This window comes from Streptomyces sp. NPDC052225 (assembly GCF_040679615.1).
GTDB lineage: Bacteria > Actinomycetota > Actinomycetes > Streptomycetales > Streptomycetaceae > Streptomyces.
In genome coordinates, this window is record NZ_JBFAVD010000007.1 from 103,560 (window position 1) to 124,356 (window position 20,797).

At 71.4% G+C, this 20,797-nt stretch carries 14 protein-coding genes; 8 read left to right on the forward strand and 6 right to left on the reverse strand.

The window, feature by feature from the left end; all coding sequences use genetic code 11:
* Nucleotides 1-15 precede the first annotated feature (15 nt).
* On the forward strand, nucleotides 16-2,520 hold the full coding sequence (gene hrpB / locus AB0L37_RS13240) for an ATP-dependent helicase HrpB (RefSeq protein ID WP_365503823.1): 2,505 nt from the start codon (nucleotides 16-18) through the stop codon (nucleotides 2,518-2,520).
* Here the strand turns inward: hrpB and AB0L37_RS13245 are convergent.
* The 3 genes from AB0L37_RS13245 to AB0L37_RS13255 form a co-directional block, all read right to left on the reverse strand.
* The gene (locus AB0L37_RS13245; RefSeq protein WP_365503825.1) at nucleotides 2,510-3,502 is read right to left on the reverse strand and encodes a DUF3068 domain-containing protein; all 993 of its coding nucleotides are present in this window, start codon (nucleotides 3,500-3,502) and stop codon (nucleotides 2,510-2,512) included. The two genes, hrpB and AB0L37_RS13245, sit on opposite strands and share 11 nt — an antisense overlap.
* Nucleotides 3,503-3,531: 29 nt before the next feature.
* Nucleotides 3,532-3,666: an SPW_0924 family protein gene (locus AB0L37_RS13250; RefSeq protein ID WP_365503827.1), complete on the reverse strand. Its 135-nt coding sequence runs from the start codon at nucleotides 3,664-3,666 to the stop codon at nucleotides 3,532-3,534.
* 155 nt (nucleotides 3,667-3,821) lie between these two features.
* Nucleotides 3,822-5,585 carry a lytic murein transglycosylase gene (locus tag AB0L37_RS13255; RefSeq protein ID WP_365503829.1) on the reverse strand — a complete coding sequence of 588 codons (1,764 nt, stop codon included), beginning with the start codon at nucleotides 5,583-5,585 and terminating at the stop codon, nucleotides 3,822-3,824.
* A gap of 228 nt (nucleotides 5,586-5,813) precedes the next feature.
* Between AB0L37_RS13255 and AB0L37_RS13260 the strand changes: the two genes are divergently transcribed.
* Entirely contained in the window at nucleotides 5,814-6,689 is an 876-nt protein-coding gene (locus AB0L37_RS13260; protein WP_365503831.1) for a DUF4184 family protein, read from the forward strand.
* On the opposite strand, the gene AB0L37_RS13265 is transcribed toward AB0L37_RS13260, so the two are convergent.
* Both AB0L37_RS13265 and polA read right to left on the reverse strand, forming a co-directional pair.
* On the reverse strand, nucleotides 6,625-7,575 hold the full coding sequence (locus AB0L37_RS13265; RefSeq protein ID WP_365503833.1) for a serine hydrolase: 951 nt from the start codon (nucleotides 7,573-7,575) through the stop codon (nucleotides 6,625-6,627). The two genes, AB0L37_RS13260 and AB0L37_RS13265, sit on opposite strands and share 65 nt — an antisense overlap.
* A 349-nt stretch (nucleotides 7,576-7,924) precedes the next feature.
* Entirely contained in the window at nucleotides 7,925-10,663 is a 2,739-nt protein-coding gene (polA, locus tag AB0L37_RS13270; protein ID WP_365503835.1) for a DNA polymerase I, read from the reverse strand.
* Between the two features lie 186 nt (nucleotides 10,664-10,849).
* Between polA and AB0L37_RS13275 the strand changes: the two genes are divergently transcribed.
* Both AB0L37_RS13275 and AB0L37_RS13280 read left to right on the forward strand, forming a co-directional pair.
* Nucleotides 10,850-13,129 (forward strand): FdhF/YdeP family oxidoreductase, encoded by a 2,280-nt coding sequence (locus AB0L37_RS13275; protein ID WP_365503837.1) that lies wholly within the window; start codon nucleotides 10,850-10,852, stop codon nucleotides 13,127-13,129.
* A 57-nt stretch (nucleotides 13,130-13,186) separates the two neighbouring features.
* Nucleotides 13,187-13,681, forward strand: coding sequence for a hotdog fold thioesterase (locus tag AB0L37_RS13280; protein ID WP_365503839.1), 495 nt, complete (start codon nucleotides 13,187-13,189; stop codon nucleotides 13,679-13,681).
* On the opposite strand, the gene AB0L37_RS13285 is transcribed toward AB0L37_RS13280, so the two are convergent.
* Nucleotides 13,650-15,587, reverse strand: a complete 1,938-nt coding sequence (locus tag AB0L37_RS13285; protein WP_365503841.1) for a Xaa-Pro dipeptidyl-peptidase — start codon at nucleotides 15,585-15,587, stop codon at nucleotides 13,650-13,652. The genes AB0L37_RS13280 and AB0L37_RS13285 overlap by 32 nt on opposite strands.
* 145 nt (nucleotides 15,588-15,732) lie before the next feature.
* Between AB0L37_RS13285 and AB0L37_RS13290 the strand changes: the two genes are divergently transcribed.
* The 4 genes from AB0L37_RS13290 to AB0L37_RS13305 all read left to right on the forward strand — a co-directional run bounded on the left by AB0L37_RS13290 (nucleotide 15,733) and on the right by AB0L37_RS13305 (nucleotide 20,794).
* Nucleotides 15,733-16,335, forward strand: a complete 603-nt coding sequence (locus tag AB0L37_RS13290) for a hypothetical protein (RefSeq protein WP_365503843.1) — start codon at nucleotides 15,733-15,735, stop codon at nucleotides 16,333-16,335.
* 403 nt (nucleotides 16,336-16,738) lie between these two features.
* A complete protein-coding gene (locus tag AB0L37_RS13295; protein WP_365503845.1) occupies nucleotides 16,739-17,974 on the forward strand; it encodes a branched-chain amino acid ABC transporter substrate-binding protein in 1,236 nt (411 codons plus the stop codon).
* Nucleotides 17,975-18,077: 103 nt separating this feature from the next.
* Entirely contained in the window at nucleotides 18,078-19,007 is a 930-nt protein-coding gene (locus AB0L37_RS13300) for a branched-chain amino acid ABC transporter permease (RefSeq protein WP_338695482.1), read from the forward strand.
* Between the two features lie 5 nt (nucleotides 19,008-19,012).
* Nucleotides 19,013-20,794 (forward strand): branched-chain amino acid ABC transporter permease, encoded by a 1,782-nt coding sequence (locus AB0L37_RS13305; RefSeq protein ID WP_365504231.1) that lies wholly within the window; start codon nucleotides 19,013-19,015, stop codon nucleotides 20,792-20,794.
* Nucleotides 20,795-20,797 lie beyond the last annotated feature (3 nt).

Below are 20,797 nucleotides of genomic sequence, written 5' to 3' on the forward strand. Positions count from 1 at the left end.
AAGGAGACTGGGGGCGTGATCCGCAGCGACCTCCTCGACCAGTTGCCCGTCCGCTCCGCGCTGCCCGCGCTGCGCTCCGCGCTCGACGCGGGCGGCGTCGCGGTGCTCGTGGCGCCGCCGGGCACCGGCAAGACGACGCTGGTGCCGCTCGCGCTCGCCGGACTGCTGACGCCGGGCGCTCCCCCACGACGTGTCGTGGTCGCCGAGCCGCGGCGGATCGCGGCGCGGGCCGCGGCCCGGCGGATGGCGTGGCTGCTCGGCGAGAAGGTCGGGGAGAGCGTCGGGTACACGGTGCGCGGCGAGCGCGTCGTGGGCGCCGGCACCTGCGTGGAGGTCGTCACGACCGGCGTGCTCCTCCAACGCCTCCAGCGTGACCAGGAGTTGACCGGCGTCGGCGCCGTCCTGCTCGACGAGGTCCACGAGCGGCATCTGGACGCGGACACCGTCGCGGCGTTCCTGTGCGACGTACGGGAGGCGCTGCGGCCCGATCTGGAGCTGGTCGCGGCGTCCGCGACGACGGACGCCGAGGGGTGGGCACGGCTGCTCGGCGACGCGCCCGTCGTCGAGGCGGAGGGCGTCGCGTACCCGGTGGAGGTGGTGTGGGCGCCGCCCGCGCGCCCGGTGCGGCCGCCGCACGGGATGCGGGTGGACCCGGCGCTGCTCACGCATGTGGCGGGTGTGGTGCGGCGTGCGCTGGGCGAGCGCGCCGGGGATGTGCTGTGTTTCCTGCCGGGTGTCGGCGAGATCGCCCGGGTGGCAGGGCAGTTGGGGAACCTGGGCGATGTCGACGTGCTCCAGGTGCACGGCCGCGCGCCGGCCGCCGTACAGGACGCGGTGCTTTCCCCGGGGTCGCGGCGGCGGGTCGTCCTGGCCACGGCCGTCGCGGAGTCGTCGCTGACGGTGCCGGGGGTACGGGTCGTCGTGGACGCCGGTCTCGCGCGCGAGCCGCGCGTGGATCACGCCCGGGGGCTGAGCGCGCTGACGACCGTACGGGCGTCGCGGGCGGCCGGGACGCAGCGGGCGGGGCGGGCCGGGCGCGAGGCGCCGGGGGCCGTGTACCGGTGCTGGGACGAGGCGGAGGACGGGCGGCTCGCGCGGTTCCCCTCCCCGGAGATCAAGGTGGCCGACCTGACGGCGTTCGCGCTCCAGGCGGCGTGCTGGGGCGACCCGGACGCGTCGGGGCTCGCGCTCCTCGACGCCCCGCCGGGCGGCGCGATGGCGGCGGCCCGTTCCGTGCTGAGCGCGGTCGGGGCGGTGGAGCCCGGCTCCGGCCGGGTGACTGAGCGGGGCGCCCGCCTCGCGCGGCTCGGACTGCATCCGCGCCTGGGGCGTGCGCTGCTCGACGCGGCGCCGGTGGTGGGCGCGCGGGCGGCGGCCGAGGTGGTGGCCCTGCTGAGCGAGGAGCCGCCGCGCGAGTACGGGGACGACCTGGGCGGGGCGCTGCGCTCGGCCCGGCGCGGCAATGACGCGTACGGGGCGCGCTGGCGCCAGGAGGTGCGCCGCCTGACGGGGCTCGCACCGCAGGGCGCCCACGGCACGTCCGGCGGGGACGATCACGTCGCCGGGGTCGTCGCCGCGCTCGCCTTCCCCGAGCGGATCGCCCGTAAGGACAAGGGCTCCTACCTGATGGTGTCGGGGACGCGGGCCGACGTGTCCGACGGGTCGGCGTTGCGGGACGCCTCCTGGGTCGCGATCGCGGTCGCCGACCGGCCCGTGGGCGCGGGGCACGCGCGGCTGCGGCTCGGGGCGGCCGTGGACGAGGGGACGGCGCGCTGGGCCGCCGCGTCACTGTTCTCCGAGGGCGACGAAGTGGCGTGGGGCGACGGGGAGTTGGTGGCCCGGCACGTGACCCGGCTCGGGGCCGTCGAGCTCGCCGTGCGGCCGTTGAAGCAGCCCGCGCCCGCCCTCGTACGGGACGCTCTGCTGGAAGGGCTGCGGCGGGAAGGGCTCGGGCTGCTGCGGTGGGACCGGGACGCGGAGGGGCTGCGGCGGCGGCTCGCCTTCGTGCGGCGGCAGGTCGGCGAGCCGTGGCCGGACGTGAGCGACAAGGGGCTGCTCGCGCGGGCCGACGCGTGGCTGGAGCCGGAGTTGAGCAGGGCACGGCGCCGGGCCGACCTCGGGCGGATCGACGCGGGGCAGGCGCTCAAGCGGCTGCTGCCGTGGGCGAGCGGCGACGCCGTACGGTTCGACGAGCTGGCGCCGGAGCGCATCGAGGTGCCGAGCGGGTCGCGGGTGCGGGTCGACTACGCGGATCCCGAACAGCCGGTACTGGCCGTGAAGTTGCAGGAGATGTTCGGGTTGCAGGAGACGCCGCGGGTGGCGGGCGTGCCCGTGCTCGTCCATCTGCTGTCCCCTGCCGGGCGGCCCGCCGCGGTCACCGCCGACCTCGCCTCGTTCTGGCGCGACGGCTACCGCTCGGTGCGGGCCGATCTGCGCGGCCGCTACCCCAAGCACCCGTGGCCGGAGGACCCGGCGGCCGCCGAGCCCACCCGGTTCACGAACGCCCGGCTCAGGCGATGACCGGTTCCGGCTCCCGGTCGGGCGCGGGCTCCGGTTCGTCCGGCCGGCGCCCGCGCGCCTCCAGCCACAGCGCGAGCGCGAGCAGCAGGACGCCGAGGGTCAGGAAGCCCCAGGGGAGGTAGGAGGTCAGCAGAAGGACCAGGACGCGGTTGGAGTCGACCAGGTCGACGGTCGACCGGATGTAGTCCTCGCGCATCTTCACGTGGCCCTTGAAGACGGTGACCTTGTCGCGGCCGCCGAGGAGGGTGCCGCCGCGCAGCTCGTTGTTCTGGATCTCCTCGCCGTACACGGGCGCCCCGGTGGTCGGCTCGACCCAGAACTTGCGGACGGTCGTGTACCAGCGGGTGGTGCCCGTCTTCGCGACCGACTCCGGCGTGATGCCCTTGACCGGCATCGACTTGGGCAGCGGCACCTTCGTCCAGGGGATGGTCTGCTCGAAGTAGTAGACCTTCACGCCGCGGAACGTGGTGGTGCCCTTGTAGTGGATGGGGCGGGTGAGGCGGGCCTGCGCGTCGTAGTACTCGTAGTCGCGCTTCTCGGTCAGGAAGGGCCACTTGAACTCGATGCCCTCGCGCTTGACCTGGTCGCCGTCGACCATCTCGCCGGTGGCGTGGACGGGTTCCTGGCTGTGCGCGTCGAAGATGTAGCGCTCGGGGACCTTGGAGACCATCTTGCCGTCGGGCCCCTGGATGTACGACAGCGCGTCCCAGACGACGACGTCGCGGCCCGCGCTCCGCTCGATCTTGTCGGACTCCTCGACGTTGCCCTTGAGGGTCTGGACGACGGTGACCTTGGAGACCTTCTTGGCCCGCATGGAGCCGTAGTCGAGGAGGACGGGGTTCTTCGCCTCCAGGACGGCGGTCTGGTACTGGCCGGCCGGGATCTTGGCCAGGCGCGGGAACGCGTACCAGCGCATCAGCGGGGACAGCGCCGTGAAGAACACGGCGAAGGCGAGCAGGATCAGGCTGGCCTTGCGGCGCATCTCGGCGGCCCTCCTCGACTACCTGGGGTTCAGGGGTGGCTGGGGACGGTGGTGAGCAGGGGTTTGGGGGACGTCTCGCCCGTGGGCGCGCCCATCGCCGTGATGGTGAGGACGAGGGCGAAGGCCGCGGCGAGCCCGATCGCCGCGGCTATGAGGGCACGCATGTCCGACCTCCGCGGATCTGATGGTGCGTCAGCCTTTGGGTCGGTGCACCGTAGCAACGGCGGTGAAGAATGAGAACACGTCGCACACGACCGAAAAGAGCCCCCGGCCGTTCGACGGCCGGGGGCTCAAGTGCGCTGCTGGAAAAGGGACTTGCTTATGCGGACGGGCTCGCGCTCGGGCTCGCGGACTCCGTGGGGGTCTCGCTCGCGCCGCCGGTGGGCGCCGCGGTCACCTTCAGCTCGACCGTCAGGGTCGCGCCGCCGGTGGTGGTGATGCGGAGCAGGAACGTGCCGGCGGTGTCGTCCGCGTACAGCTTCGGCAGCGTGAGCGTGCCGTCGGCGCCGGTCGTGAGGCCCTTGAGCGTGCGGACCGTGGTGCCGTCCGCGGCCTTGAAGTAGGGGCCCTTGGTGGCCTGCGTCGGGTCGTCGGCGGACGTGACGAGGGTGGCGGTCGCGGCGACACCGTCGGCGACGGCTCCCTTGTACGTGGCCTTCACCTGGACGGCGTCGGCGAACGTGCCGCCCGCCACGCAGGTGAGCGCCGTGTCACTGGTGCGGGCCAGCGCGTCGGCGGCGCGGGCGGTGACGGTCGCCTTGTAGTCGAGGCCGGTCAGCGAGCGGCCGACGACGGTGGCGCGGACCGTGAACGTCCCGGTGTTCTCGCCGGCGCGCAGGGCCGGCGCGGTGGCCGTGCCGGACCTGCCGGTGGTGACGACGGCGCTGGTCGTGCCGCCGGAGAACGTGGCGTCCGTGGTGCCGACGATCGTGAAGCGGATCCGGACGTCGGCGACGCCCGTGCCGCCCGCGTTCTTCGCGCGGACGGCGACCCGCTCGGTGAAGCTGTCCCCGGCCATCGCGCTGAGCGTGCCGGTGCCCGCGTCGGCGAGGCTCCGGACGGACTCGGTGGGCGTGGTGGTGGCCGGCGGGGTCGTCGGGGCGGACGGCGAGGGGCTCGCGGAACCGCCGCCGCCGCTGCCGCCGCCGGGCTTGCTCGGCGAGGGCGACGGGGACGGGCTCGCCGAGCCCGAGCCCGAGCCGCCGCCGGAGCCACGGCCCGCACCGGAACCGCCACCCGAACCGCTGCCCCCGCTGGTGGGGTACTTCGGCAGCTGGCCGGTGCCGTCGGGGACCTCGTGGATGCCCTTGCGGTAGAACTCGAGCCAGGTCAGGACCTTGTGGAGGTAGTCCGAGGAGTTGTTGTAGCTGAGGATCGCCTTGTTCAGGTCGTTGGCGTTCGACAGGTCCCAGTTGTTGCGGCACAGGTAGTGACCGGCGGCGAGGGCGGCGTCGTAGACGTTGTTGGGGTCCTTCTTGCCGTCGCCGTTGCCGTCGCGGCCTGCCCACTCCCAGGTGGAGGGGATGAACTGCATCGGGCCGACGGCGCGGTCGTGGACCGTGTCGCCGTCGTACGAGCCGCCGTCGGTGTCGGTGATCTTCGCGAAGCCGTTGCCGTCGAGGGGCGGGCCCGTGATGGGGTCCTTCGTGTCACCGTTCGCGTACACGTTGCCGCCGCCGGCCTGGCCGGACTCGACCTTGCCGATCGCGGCGAGCAGCTGCCACGGCAGGTTGCAGCCGGGCTTGGACTTCTCCAGCTCGGACTCGGCCTTCTTGTACGCGTCGAGGACGGTCGCCGGTATGCCGGAGTCCGTGTCGCCGGCCGAGCCGCCGCCGCTTCCGGTGCCGGGCGAGGCGGTCGGGTCGTCGGTGGGGCTGTCGAGGTCCGGCAGGTCCATGTAGTAGTCGGGGTCGGACGCCGCGTCGGGGACGTCGTCCGAGCGGTCGGCGGCCGACCGGCCGCTGTCCGTCTGCTGCGGGGTCACACCCGGCGCCTGGGACGCGGAGAGCGCCGCCACCGCCGCCGCGGCGACCGCTGCCGTCACCGCACCCCTGCGCAACCGCCTGCCGAAAACCGCAGCCATGCCGCGAGCCCTCCCCTGTCGCCTGATCCAGCCCTGTCTCCGGTGGCCCCGGGTTGCGGAGCGGTCCGGACCCGCACGCTCCCCAGCGCACGGACCCGCCCGACACTACGACAACTTCCGCCGCGCAGACACCTGTTCGTGACCGTTATTTGCCGGTTGGCCATGTACGCGTTCCCGTACGCTTCGACGCTTGTCCGTTTGCTGCCGTCGTATGCCTCTGGGGGTCCGGTGCCGTTCACGATCAGTCATGCCGCGGCGGTGCTGCCTCTCGTACGCCGGGACGGTTCGGGGCGCGGTCCCTTCGTGCCCGCGCTGCTCGTCGCCGGGTCGTTCGCGCCGGACGTCACGTACTTCGCGGCGAGCGCGGTGCCCGGGGCGATGGAGTTCGGCACGTTCACGCACTCGTTCGCCGGTGTCCTCACGGCGGACGTCCTCATCGCGTTCGCCCTGGTGGCGCTCTGGCGGCTGGTGCGCGAGCCGGTGCTCGCCCTGCTGCCGGACCGGGTGCGCGGACGCGTGTGGTCGGTGGCCCGGCCGCGCCCGCTCGGGCGACGGTGGCCGCTGCGCTGGTACGTCTCCGCGGCGCTCGGCGCGCTGACGCACGTGGTGTGGGACGCGTTCACGCACCTCGACCGGTGGGGCATGCGGGTACTGCCCGTCCTCGGCGAGAAGATCGCCGGTTCACCGCTCTACTGGTATGCGCAGTACGGGGGTTCGGCCATCGCCCTCGCCGTCATCGGCTGGTTCGTGTGGCGGTCGCTGCGGGGCACGCCCGCTGCTTCCGGGCCGGCGTCCGCGACCTCGGGCGAGCGCTGGCTGGCGTGCGCGCTGATCGGCGGCTGCGCGTGCGGCTGCGGCGCCGTACGCGTCGTGCGCTGGCTCTCCTACGTGGAGGAGTCCGGCCTCGCCTGGAAGCCGTGGGAGATCATCCCGACGGTGTGCTTCGGCGCGGGGGCGGGCCTGGTCCTCGGCCTGATCCTGTACGCGGTCGTGGTGAGGGTCAGGGCACGACGGGTACCACCGCACCCTGCGGGTCCGACTACTCGTAGGGGTAGGGGAGTTCGGGAGCGTCCGGCGGAACCGAGCCGTCGGAGCGTTCACTGATCTCGCTGTCCGGGGTGGCGGTGCGGGCGATGGCGCGGCCCTTGTTGAGGGCGCGGTGGACGGCCTGCGCGACGCGTTCCACGGTGCGCACGCCGTACTTCATCGACGGGTTGTCATGGCTGAGGACGGCGATGCGGTAGGTGCGGCCGCCGCCGGTGAACGCGCCGATGCTGTGGATGCGCCAGCCGTGCGTGGCCCGCGGCAGCCAGCCGTTCTTGAGGTGCGCGCGCAGGCCCCGCGGCATCCCGGCGCTCACGCCCCACCGCTGGTCCCTCCTGACCTCGCTCATCAACTGAAGGCCGAACGAGCGCGCGGTGGCGCCCAGGAACGAACGGGGACCGGTGAGCGCGCCGAGCAGCCGCAGCTGGTCGTTGGCCGTGGTGCGGGTCAGGCCCCAGTAGCCGTACGGTCCGAGGGTGGTGCGGGTGGTGCCCGCACGGTTCAGGGTGGCGGCGAGGTAGGGCCGGCCGAGGTCGTTCCACAGGCGGCTCGCGGCGGCGTTGTCCGAACTGCGGATCATGGGGCGGAGGTTGCGACGCTCCCACGCGGTCAGGGGGCGCCCCCAGCCGGCGGCGCGGCGCAGCGTGGCCTCCATCATGAGCACCTTCACGATCGACGCGGAGTCGTAGCGGGTGCCGCCGTCGAGGGTGCAGCTGAGCCGGGTGCGGTCGTCGTACAGGGCCACCGAGACGGTGCCGCTGCGCTCGGCCAGAGCGGTGCGCAGGTCGCGGGTCACTTGTTTGGCGAGGGCCGCGTTCTTGGGGGCGCGGCAGCTCGGGGTGCGGTCCGCTGCGGTGGCGGTGACCGGGGTGGGGGCGGCGGCCAGCAGGGCGGTTCCGGCGAGTACGGCGAGGGCGGTTCGTCTGCGGCGGGGTCGGTGCGGCATTGGTTCATCGTCCGGGGCGGCGTCCGGCGGGGCCTCGGGTGTCGGCCGAACGGGCGCGCGGCTTCACGCCGTGGGGGTGGGGTGCCGTTGCCGGGTGCGGCTTTCGTCGTGGCTGGTCGCGCAGTTCCCCGCGCCCCTGGAGCATGCGGCTTCGCCGCAGCCCCATAGGGCGCCAGACGCGCCCCATGAGATGCCGCACCGAAGGTGCGCATCTCAGGGGCGCGGGGGACTGCGCGACCAGCCCCCACCGGGCCGCAGTTCGCGATGGCTGCGCAACCGGCAACGGCGGCGAGGCCGCGGGGCTCCGCCCCGGACCCCGCTGCTCAATCGCCGCAGGGGCTTGACCGGGCTAATGCGCCGCCGACTCCCAGTCGGTGCCCAGGCCCACCGAGACATCCAGCGGCGCGCGGAGCGCCACCGCTCCGGACATCTCCCGCCGCACCAGCTCCTCCGCCGCCGCGGCCTCCCCCGGCGCGATCTCCAGGACGATTTCGTCGTGGACCTGGAGCAGCATCCGGGACTTCAGCCCGGCCTCGGTGAGCGCCTTGTCCACGTTCAGCATCGCGATCTTGACGATGTCCGCGGCGGTGCCCTGGATCGGCGCGTTCAGCGCCATGCGCTCGGCCATCTCGCGCCGCTGCCGGTTGTCCGAGTTCAGGTCGGGCAGGTAGCGGCGGCGCCCGAGCATCGTCTCCGTGTACCCGGTGGCCCGCGCCTCGTCGACGACCCGGCGCAGGTAGTCCCGTACGCCACCGAACCGCTCAAAGTAGGTGTCCATCAGGCCGCGGGCCTCGCCCGGGTCGATGTTCAGCTGACCGGACAGACCGAACGCCGACAGACCGTAGGCCAGGCCGTACGACATCGCCTTGATCTTGCGGCGCATCTCCGCGTCGACCGCGGACCGCTCCACGCCGAACACCTGCGAGGCGACCGTGGTGTGCAGGTCCTCGCCGGAGTTGAACGCTTCGAGGAGGCCCTCGTCCTCGGACAGGTGGGCCATGACGCGCAGTTCGATCTGGCTGTAGTCGGCGGTCATGAGGGACTCGAAGCCCTCGCCGACGACGAAGCCGCGCCGGATCGCGCGGCCCTCGTCGGTGCGCACCGGGATGTTCTGGAGGTTCGGGTCGGTCGAGGACAGGCGTCCGGTCGCCGCGACCGTCTGGTTGAACGTGGTGTGGATGCGGCCGTCGGCGGCGATCGTCTTGATCAGGCCCTCGACGGTGACGCGGAGCTTGGCCTGCTCACGGTGGCGCAGCATGATCACGGGCAGTTCGTGGTCGGTCTGCGTCGCCAGCCAGGCGAGCGCGTCGGCGTCCGTCGTGTACCCGGTCTTCGTCTTCTTCGTCTTGGGCAGGTCGAGCTCGCCGAAGAAGACTTCCTGGAGCTGCTTCGGGGAGCCGAGGTTGAACTCGTGGCCGACGGAGGCGTGGGCCTCCTTCACGGCCTGCTGGACGGCGCCCGCGAACATCTGCTCCATGGACTCCAGGTGGGCGCGGTCGGCGGCGATGCCGTGCCGCTCCAGACGCGCCAGGAGCGTGGAGGTGGGCAGCTCGATGTCGGTGAGGAGCTCCGCGGCGCCGACCTCCTTGAGTCGCTCGCCGAACGCCTCGCCCAGGTCGAGGATCGCGCGGGCCTGCACCATGAGGGCGTCGGCCTCGGCCTGGTCGTCCTCCTCCGTGCCGAAGGCCAGCTGCCCGTCGGCGGCGCCCGCCGGGGCGAGCTCGCGGCCCAGGTACTCCAGGGACAGCGCGTCGAGCGCGAAGGAGCGGCGGCCCGGCTTGACCAGGTACGCGGCGAGCGCCGTGTCCATGGTGATGCCCGCGACGCTCCAGCCGTGCTCGGCGAAGACCCGCATGACGCCCTTGGCGTTGTGCATCACCTTGGGCCTGTCCGCGTCGGCGAGCCACGCGGCGAAGGCCTGCTCGTCGCCCTGGTCGAGCTTGGCCGGGTCGAACCAGGCGGCCTCTCCCCCGGCGGCGGCCAGCGCGACCTCGGTCACCGAACCGGCGCCGAGCGCCCACGTGTCGACGCTCGCCAGGCCCAGGACGGCCGTGCCGTGCTCGGCCAGCCAGGGCGCCAACTCGCCGGTGGCGAGCACCTTTCCGTCCACGTCGACGCCCGGCTCGGCCGGCGTCTCCTCGGCCTCGGCGGCACCCGGGTCGACGGCGAACAGGCGCTCGCGCAGCGACGGGTTACGGATCTCCAGGGTGTCCAGGATCATCGCGATCGCCGTACGGTCGTACGCCGCGCGCTCCAGGTCGGCGACCGTCTTGGGCAGCTCGACGTCGCGCACCATCTCGGTGAGGCGGCGGTTCAGCTTGACGGCGTCCAGGTGCTCCCGCAGGTTCGCCCCCGCCTTGCCCTTGACCTCGTCGGCGCGCTCGACCAGCTCGGCGAACGAACCGAACTGGTTGATCCACTTCGCGGCGGTCTTCTCGCCGACGCCGGGGATGCCCGGCAGGTTGTCCGACGGGTCGCCGCGCAACGCCGCGTAGTCCGGGTACTGGGCGGGGGTGAGCCCGTACTTCTCCTGGACCTTCTCCGGCGTGAAGCGCGTCAGCTCGGAGACGCCCTTCGTCGGGTACAGGACCGTCACATGGTCCGTGACCAGCTGGAAGGAGTCGCGGTCGCCGGTGACGATGAGGACGTCGAACCCGGCGGCCTCGGCCTGGGTGGCGAGCGTGGCGATGATGTCGTCGGCCTCGAAGCCGTCGACCGCGAAGCGCGGGGTGTGCATCGCGTCGAGGAGCTCGCCGATCAGCTCGACCTGCCCCTTGAACTCGTCCGGTGTCTTCGACCGGTTCGCCTTGTACTCCGTGAACTCCTCGGAGCGCCACGTCTTGCGGGACACGTCGAACGCCACCGCGAAGTGGGTGGGCGACTCGTCGCGCAGCGTGTTCGCCAGCATCGACGCGAACCCGTAGATCGCGTTCGTCGGCTGGCCCGTCGCCGTCGTGAAGTTCTCCGCGGGCAGCGCGAAGAACGCCCGGTACGCCAGCGAGTGCCCGTCCATGAGCATCAGGCGGGGGCGTCCGCCTGTGCTGTTGCCTGCTGCCTCGGTCGCCGTCTTTGCTGCTTTCTCTGCCACGTCCCCGATCCTGCCAGACCCCACTGACAGCCCGCCCGTCTCCCACCCCCACCCTTCCAAAGAGTCGCTCGCGCGACCACCTCCTGTCTCCCACCCCGACCGCCCGGCGGCACTGTCGGACCCCCGTGCGAGGATCGAGACACAGCTCACAGCACGTTCGCAGGACCGCTCGAAGGGGAGCACGACATGGCCAGCAAGCCGCCCGCATCGGACCCGGTTCAGGACGCACCGCAGGTCGCGGCGCCGCAGCACCACGCCGCCGGGCTCCCCGCCGTCAAGCACAGCCTCAAGATGGCCCGCGAGCAGATGGGCGTGAAGCGCACCGCGCTGACACTGCTGCGCGTCAACCAGAAGGAAGGCTTCGACTGCCCGGGCTGCGCCTGGCCCGAGCCGGAGCACCGGCACGCGGCGGAGTTCTGCGAGAACGGGGCGAAGGCGGTCGCCGAGGAGGCCACGCTGCGCCGCGTCACCCCCGAGTTCTTCGCCGCGCACCCCGTCGCGGACCTGGCGACGCGCTCCGGGTACTGGCTGGGCCAGCAGGGCCGCCTGACCCACCCCATGTATCTGGCCGAGGGTGCCACGCACTACGAGCCGGTGCCGTGGGAGCGGGCCTTCGACATCATCGGCGAGGAGCTCGCGGCGCTCGACTCCCCCGACGAGTCCGTGTACTACACCTCGGGCCGCACCAGCAACGAAGCGGCCTTCCTCTACCAGCTCTTCGCCCGCGAGTTCGGCACGAACAACCTGCCCGACTGCTCGAACATGTGCCATGAGTCGTCCGGTTCGGCGCTCGTGGAGACCATCGGCATCGGCAAGGGCAGCGTCCTCCTGGAGGACCTCTACAAGGCGGACCTGATCATCGTGGCCGGGCAGAACCCGGGCACGAATCATCCGCGCATGCTGTCCGCCCTGGAGAAGGCCAAGGCGGGCGGCGCCCGCATCATCTCCGTGAACCCGCTCCCGGAAGCGGGGCTTGAGAAGTTCAAGAACCCGCAGACGCCGAAGGGCCTCACCAAGGGCGCCTCCCTCACGGACCTGTTCCTGCAGATCCGGCTCGGCGGCGACCAGGCCCTCTTCCGCCTCCTCAACAAGCTCATCCTCGACACCGAAGGCGCCACGGACGACGCGTTCATCGCCGAGCACACCCATGGCTACGAGGAGTTCGCCGCCGCCGCCCGCGCCGCCGACTGGGACGAGACGCTGAAGGCGACCGGCCTGTCCCGCGCCGACATCGAGCGGACCCTGGAGATGGTCCTCGCCTCCAAGCGGACCGTCGTGTGCTGGGCGATGGGCCTGACCCAGCACAAGCACTCCGTGCCCACGATCCGCGAAGTGGTCAACTTCCTCCTGCTGCGCGGCAACATCGGCCGGCCCGGCGCCGGCGTGTGCCCCGTGCGCGGCCACAGCAACGTGCAGGGCGACCGCACGATGGGCATCTTCGAGCGCCCCGCGCCCGCCTTCCTGGACGCTCTGGAGAAGGAGTTCGGCTTCGCGCCGCCGCGCGAGCACGGCTTCGACGTCGTCCGCGCCATCCGCGCCCTGCGCGACGGCGAGGCGAAGGTCTTCTTCGCCATGGGCGGCAACTTCGTGGCGGCGTCCCCCGACACCGAGGTCACCGAGGCGGCCATGCGCCGTGCCCGCCTCACCGTCCATGTGTCGACGAAGCTCAACCGCTCGCACGTGGTCACCGGCGCCCGCGCGCTGATCCTGCCGACCCTCGGCCGCACCGAGCGCGACCTCCAGGGCGGCGGCGAGCAGTTCGTGACCGTCGAGGACTCCATGGGCATGGTGCACGCCTCGCGCGGCCGCCTGGAGCCGGCGAGCAGGCACCTGCTGTCCGAGCCCGCGATCGTGGCCCGCCTCGCGCGCCGCGTCCTCGGCCCCGACTCCCGTACACCCTGGGAGGAGTTCGAGAAGGACTACGCGACGATCCGCGACCGCATCGCCCGCGTCATCCCCGGCTTCGAGGACTTCAACGCGCGCGTGGCGAACCCGGCAGGCTTCGCGCTGCCGCACGCCCCGCGCGACGAGCGCCGCTTCCCCACCGCCACCGGCAAGGCCAACTTCACGGCCGCGCCCGTCGAGTACCCGCGCCTGCCCGAGGGCCGGCTGCTGCTCCAGACGCTGCGCTCGCACGACCAGTACAACACCACGATCTACGGCCTCGACGACCGCTACCGCGGCATCAGGAACGGCCGCAGGGTCGTCCTCGTCAACGCCGGCGACGCCAAGGACCTCGACCTCGCCGACGGCTCGTACGTGGACCTGGTGAGCGAGTGGAGCGACGGCGTGGAGCGCAGGGCTCCCGGCTTCCGGGTCGTGCACTACCCGACGGCCCGCGGCTGCGCGGCCGCCTACTACCCGGAGACGAACGTCCTGGTTCCGCTGGACGCCACGGCGGACACCAGCAACACCCCCGCCAGCAAGTCCGTCGTCGTACGCCTGGAACAATCGAAGACCGACTGAGCGTTTGCTCAGCCACCCAGACACTCAGGTAAGGCACGACGGACGGAGCCGGGCCCCATGGGCGAGCAGAACCACGTGAAGTTCCCGCAAGAGGTCATCGACGAGTACGCGACGCTCGGCGTCGACCTGCCGGCCCTGTTCTCCGCCGGGCACCTCGGCACCCGGATGGGCATCGAGGTCAAGGAGGCCTCCGCCGACCGCGTCGTCGCCACGATGCCCGTCGAGGGCAACACCCAGCCCTACGGACTGCTGCACGGCGGCGCCTCCGCCGTCCTCGCCGAGACCCTCGGCTCCGTCGGCTCGATGCTGCACGGCGGCAGCGGCAAGCTCGCCGTCGGCGTCGACCTGAACTGCACCCACCACCGCTCCGCCCGCTCCGGCCTCGTCACCGGTGTGGCCACGCCCGTGCACCGCGGCCGCACCACGGCCACGTACGAGATCGTCATCACGGACGAGCAGGACAGACGGGTCTGCACGGCCCGTCTGACCTGCGTCCTCAAGGACTCCCCGATGGTGGCGCCTACGACGTCGCAGGCGCCACCGGCACAGTGAGCGAGCTGACCCCGGCGCGCACGGTCATCTCCGTGCCCGCCGGGTGACGCAGCGTGTAGTCGTAGTCGGTCGAGATCAGCACCACGCCGAGCCGGTGCCCGGCCTTGAACACATAGTCCTGCGGCTGCATGTCCCAGCTCAGCCGGTACTCGCGGCCCTCGACGACCTTGGACTGGCGCGCGTACGACACCCGGTTGCGCGCGTCCAGCCAGCCCCGCGTGACGATCTTGAAGTCGGCCGTCGCGGTGGCGTGCTTCGTGCGGTACGCACAGCCCGTCTCACCGGGTAGCCCCGGCACGCCCTGCCCGTAGCAGACCTGCTGCGACGTGTCGGTGACCGTGCCCGACGTCGCCCGGGTGTCCCGGCCGTAGTCCACGAGCAGCGCGGCCACGTACGGCGACGTCCCGTCGAGCGAGGCCCGCACGTCGACCTCCGGGACACCGTTGACCCGCAGGTCGCTCTTGAGCGGTCCCGTCGTGTACGCGAGCCGGTTCGGGTTCGCCGCGTCCGGGGCCGTGACGAGCTGCTCGGCGGGCACCGTGCGCCCCGCGTCCGTCAGCGACTGGACGGTGGCCGGTCCCGCGGCGCGCCCCAGCGAACCGTCGGCGTTCAGCCGCAGCGTCGCATCCCGCGTACCGGCGGCGGGCCACGTCTTCTGCTGCTTCCAGGTGAAGTCGGCCTGCTCGACGTCGACTTGGGGCTCTGCCGTGATGCCGTTGTCGATGCCGTACAGGTAGTGGTCGAACCAGTGGTGCACCTGGCGCAGCCACTCCTCCATGCGCAGCGGCATCGGGTTGGCGTGCCCGGCCTGGTGCAGCCACAGCTTGCGCGGCACGTGGTTCTTCTTCAGCGCCTCCCACAGCCGGCCCGCGTTCTTCGTCTTCACGTTCCAGTCGTTGAGGCCGTGCACGACGAACGTCGCCGCCTTGATCTTGTCGGCGTCCTTGAGGTAGTCGCGCTCCTGCCAGTACGCCGACCAGTCCCCCGTCACCCGGTCCTGATCGCGCTCCAGGGCGTCGAGGACCGGCTTGCAGATCTCGCGGTCGGCCCGCGAGTACACGTAGCGGGCGAGCACGTCGGTGTCCTCGCCCTGGAACGTGCCGGGCGCCACGACCCCGCCGTTCGCCCGGTAGTAGTCGTACCAGGAGGAGATCCCGGAGATCGGCACGATCGCCTTGAGACCCTCGACTCCCGTGGTGGCGACGGCCGTTGGCAGGGTGCCGTTGTAGGAGATGCCCATCATCGCCGCGTTCCCGGTGGACCAGCCCGCCTCGACCGGCCTGCCGTCGAGGTCCCAGCCCTTGGCCCGGCCGTTCAGCCAGTCGATCGCGGCCTTCGCGCCGAGCGTCTCGTTGCGGCCCCCGGACGTCGGACAGCCCGTGGAGCCGCCGGTACCGAGACTGTCGACCTGCGCGACGGCGTATCCGCGCGGCAGGAAGTAGTTGTCGTAGTAGCCGGAGTAGGCGACAGCGGGGCCGGTCAACCCGGGCTTCTTCGCGCCGAGTTGATGCCGCCCGCTCACCGGGAGGCCGTCCTCGTCGAGGTCGACACCGTGGTTGGGGACATCGTTGCCACCCGCCCAGTACGGGCTCGCCTCCACGACCGTGGCGACCTTCAGACCCGCAGTGTCGGTCTCCTCGGGGCGCAGGATCCGCATCCGGACGGTGTCGCGCTCACCGTCCCCGTCACTGTCGACCTCCGTCCGGACGTCGACCTGCTGAAGCACGGCGTCGGCCCGGGAGAAGACGGGTTGCGTCTCCCCGCCGGACATCTCCAACGTGCCGCGCCCGCCGGAGGGTTGAGCGGCGTGGGCGGAGGGGGCGGCCAGCACCGCCGCCATCGCGCACACCACGGCGATGCCGGTGCGTCTCCTGCCGATGCGTCTGTTGCCGGTGGATCTCACCATCGTGCCTCCAGGGCGCGGTAAGGGAGTTCACTCGCGGGACACGGGTATTCCACCGCGCCGCACCACCTCCCACCAGAGGGCATCCACAACTTCCTTGATCCGCGCGCCCGTTGGCGGAGCCCACCGCTCCGGCTTACCGTCGAGCATGACCGGCATCGGGCCCGTCGAGCCCTACGACCCCGGCACCGACAGCCCGCCGCGGCCCGCCGAGGCGATCGGCACCGACGCGCCCCGCGTCACCGACCGCTGGACCGCGCTCCCCGCCCGCCGGCGCCGCACCGCCGTCGCCCTCGCCGCCGCGGCAGCAGCCACCGTCACCTTCCTCGCGACCCGCCCCGACCCGCCGCCGCCCGCCCCCGCGTCCTGGCCCTCACAGATCACCACGCTGCACTACGACGGCCCCGGCACGGGCGCCGGCCGCTTCCGCTTCACCGTCAGCGTCACCGGCGACCACCCCATGACGGTCCGCCATCTCGACACCGGCATACCGCAGTTGATGGCGACCGTGACCCCCGCACTGCCCCGCGTCGCACGACCCGACGCCCCCGCACACCTGACCGTACGCATCGCCGTACGGGACTGCGCCCACATGCCCGTCGGCATCAACCAGCCCTACGTCGAGCTGACCCTGCGCAACCGCCGCGCCCAGCAAGCCCACAGCTTCATCTTCGAAGGCCGCTACCCCCACGACCTGTGGCAGTGGATCCACGCCACCTGCGACCCCCGAAACGATCTCACACGCCGGTAACACTCAGTTACCAGCATCGCAACACGGCACAGGAAGGATCGCGGCGCGCCTTTTACACCCGCGCCACCCCCCGCACAAGCCTTGCGACCGCATCGAATCGGTCACTCCGCCCCGACCAAGATCGACTCAAGTCCCTTAGCGGAACAGGGCGTTCTCGAAATGCGAACACCGCGACTCGGTATGCATACGCCCCAAACGCCCCCACTGCACCCCCGCCGGAGCACCCCGGCATAACAAGAGCGTCACATCCTCCCCCACGCCGCTCCCCACTCCACGACCTGCGCTTATAGTCACGGCCAGTCACCGCGCCGCCGGGCGCGTCACTTGCACGGCCCCTGTACCAGACCCAGTACGGCCCGGCGAGACACACGGCCCCCGACCGGGAGCCGCGCCAGGGAGAGGAATGATCGTGCGACACCGTTCTCTGCTCATACTCACGACCGTGCTCACCACCGGAGCCCTCACGCTCACCGCCTGCGGGTCGCGTGACGACGACAACAAGGGTTCGAGCAGCGACAAGAAGACCACCGTGGTCATCGGCGTCGACGCCCCCCTGACCGGCGCCAACTCCGCCACGGGCCTCGGCATCCAGTACGGCGCCAAGGTCGCCGTCGACGACGCCAACAAGAACAACACCGTCCCCGGTGTCACCTTCAAACTCGTGGCCAAGGACGACAAGGCGCAGCCCGCCACCGGCCAGCAGAACGCCACCGCCCTGGTCGCCGACAAGGACGTCCTCGGCGTCGTCGGCCCCCTCAACTCCGGTGTCGCCACCCAGATGCAGCAGGTCTTCGCCACCGCCAACCTGGTGGAGATCTCCCCGTCCAACACGGCGCCCGAGCTCACCCAGGGCAAGAACTGGCAGACGGACAAGAAGCGCGCCTACAAGACGTACTTCCGCACCGCCACCACCGACGCCCTCCAGGGCGGCTTCGCGGCCGACTACGCGTACAACACGCTCAAGAAGAAGAAGGTCTTCGTCGTCGACGACAAGCAGACCTACGGCGCGGGCCTCGCCAAGCTCTTCACCGCCGGATTCAAGGACGCGGGCGGCAAGGTCGTCGCCACCGACCACGTCAACACCGGCGACCGCGACTTCTCCACCCTCGTCACCAAGATCAAGAACTCCGGCGCCGATCTGCTCTACTACGGCGGCCAGTACGACGAGTCGCAGGTCCTCACCAAGCAGCTCAAGGAAGCCGGCGCCGACATCCCGCTCTTCGGCGGCGACGGCATGTTCACCCCCACCTACATCAAGACCGCCGGCAAGGCCGCCGAAGGTGACCTCGTCACCTCCATCGGCGTCCCCGTCGACACCCTGCCCGCCGCCAAGACCTTCGTCGACACGTACAAGGCCAAGAAGTACCCCGGCGACTACGGCACCTACGGCGCCTACTCCTACGACGCCGCCACCGCCATCATCAAGGCCGTCGGCCAGGTCGTGAAGGACGGAAAGGTCCCCGCCGACGCCCGCCAGCAGGTCGTCGACGCCGTCCAGAAGACCTCCTTCGACGGCCTCTCCGGCAAGGTCGCCTTCGACGAGTTCGGCGACACCACCAACAAGCAGCTGACCGTCTACCAGGTCGTCAAGGGCGAGTGGAAGTCCGTCAAGAGCGGCACCTTCGAGCCCAAGAGCTGACCGACACACCCCGCACCACCCCGGGCCGCGCGGCACAGACCACCGTCAACCGCGCGGCCCACCCACATACCCTGCTCGCTCCCCACCACATGGAGGCCATGCGGTGAACACCCTGCCGCAGCAGCTGGCCAACGGGCTGTTCCTCGGCTCGATGTACGGGCTGATCGCCATCGGCTACACGATGGTGTACGGCATCGTCCAGCTCATCAACTTCGCCCACGGCGAGATCTTCATGACGGGCGGCTTCGGCGCCCTCACCGTCTACCTCGTCCTGCCGGACGGCATATCCATGTGGATAGCCCTGCCGGCGATGCTCATCGGCGGCGCACTCGTCGCCGTCCTCATCGCCGTCGGAGCGGAACGGTTCGCCTACCGACCACTGAGGGGAGCACCACGACTAGCCCCCCTCATCACCGCCATCGGCCTCTCCCTGGCCCTCCAGCAACTCGTCTTCAACCTCTACCCCAAGGCAGAGAACGCCCGCGTCTTCCCCCAACTCCCCTTCGGCCCCTACCACCTGGGCTCGATCCGGATCCAGAGCGGCGACATCTTCCTCATCATCGCGGCCCCCCTCTGCATGGCCGCCCTCGCCTTCTTCGTCCGCCTCTCCCGCACCGGCCGCGCCATGCAGGCCACCGCGCAGGACCCGGACACCGCCCAGCTCATGGGCATCGACACCAACCGCATCATCGTCATCGCCTTCGCCATCGGCGGCCTCTTCGCCGCCGTCGCCGGCGTCGCCTACGGCGTCAAATACGGTGCCGTCGAATACAACATGGGCTTCCTCGCCGGCCTCAAAGCCTTCACCGCAGCCGTCCTCGGCGGCATCGGCAACATCTACGGAGCCATGCTCGGCGGCCTCGTCCTCGGCCTCGCCGAAGCCATGGCCACCGCCTACATCTCCGACATCCCCGGCATGGAACAACTCGGCGGCCAGGGCTGGTCCGCCGTCTGGGCCTTCGTCCTGCTCATCCTCGTCCTCCTCCTACGGCCACAAGGCCTACTCGGCGAACGCGTCGCGGACAGGGCGTGACCACCATGACCGACACCACCAAGACCACGGCCACGGCCCCCGAGCGCGGACTCCTCCCGCTCCCCGCCGCCACCGCCCGCGCCCTCATCCTCATCGGCGCCGCCGGCACCATCGCCAGCACCTTCATGTCCTGGACCTGGACCGACGAATTCCCCGGCGACCTGACCGTCTACGGCTACCCCGCAGGCCTCCAGATCATCGCCCTCGTCGCCGGCCTCCTCACCCTCCTGTACGGGCTCGCCCTCCACGGCGTGAAGCCCCTGCGGTCCCTCAACCCCGCAGGCGCCACCTCCCCCGTCTTCCTCATGACCCTCAGCGGATTCACCGTCTGCTGGTTCACCGGCATCGCCATCGCCGTCGACCTCGGCGGACTCGCCAACCTCGACCCCGGCGCCTACATCGCCATGGCCGCCTCCGCGATCCCCGTCATCGGCGCCCTCGCCCTGCCCGGCACCACGCTCAAGGACTACATCACCAAGTCCGACCAGCCCCGCCCGGACCGCCTCGGCCCCCTCGCCGAACGCCTCGTCCTCACCGCCGGCACCACCATCGCCCTCATCGTCTTCACGTACGGCATCGGCATCGACGACGACGACAGCGAAACCTTCGTCGGCTACCTGCTCCTCATCATCTTCGCCGTCTGGGCCGCCACCCACGCCGGCCTCCTCGACCGCTACGCCGACATCGGCCGCCGCCACAAGGGCTTCGCCGCAGGCCTCGCCTTCCTCGCCGCCGCGATCTTCCCCTTCACCCAGAGCGACGACCACAACGCCAACCTCGGCGTCAGCATCCTCATCTTCGCCACCGTCGCCCTCGGCCTGAACATCGTCGTCGGCCTCACCGGCCTCCTCGACCTCGGATACGTCGCCTTCCTCGGCGTCGGCGCCTACGCCGCAGCCCTCGTCTCCGGCTCCGAGTTCTCCCGCTTCTCCGGCGCCCAATTCCCCTTCTGGGCCGCCGCGTTGACCGGCATGGCCGCCTCCCTCGTCTTCGGCGTCCTCATCGGCGCACCCACCCTGCGACTGCGCGGCGACTACCTCGCCATCGTCACCCTCGGCTTCGGAGAGATCTTCCGCATCGCCGTCAACAACATGGACGGCTCCTCAGGCCCCAACATCACCAACGGGCCCAATGGAATCAGCCAGATCCCCGACCTCGAGATCTTCGGCTTCAACCTCGGCGTCCCCCACGACATCGGCTCCTTCACCCTCGGCCGATTCGCCAACTACCTCTTCCTGATGCTGATCGTCACCGCGATCGTCGTCCTCGTCTTCACCCGCGCCGCCGACTCCCGCATCGGCCGCGCCTGGATCGCCATCCGCGAGGACGAAACCGCCGCCACCGCCATGGGCATCAACGGCTTCCGCGTCAAACTCATCGCCTTCGCCCTCGGCGCCTCCCTCGCCGGACTCGCGGGCACCGTCATGGCGCACGTCAACTACAGCGTCAACCCCCAGCCCTACAAGTTCGCCGACGCCGTACCCCCCAACTCCGCCTTCCTCCTCGCCGCCGTCGTCCTCGGCGGCATGGGAACCGTCAGCGGACCCCTCCTCGGCGCCAGCCTCCTCTACCTCATCCCCGAGAAGCTCCAGTTCCTCCAGAACTACAGCCTCCTCGCCTTCGGCCTGGCCCTCGTCCTCCTCATGCGCTTCCGCCCCGAGGGGATCATCGCCAACCGCCGCCGCCAGCTCGAATTCCACGAGACCGGCCAACTCGACATCCCCGAACAACAGAGCCTGCCCGAAGGAACCATCGGCGCTGCCAAGGCCACCAAGGCAGGTGCGTGACCA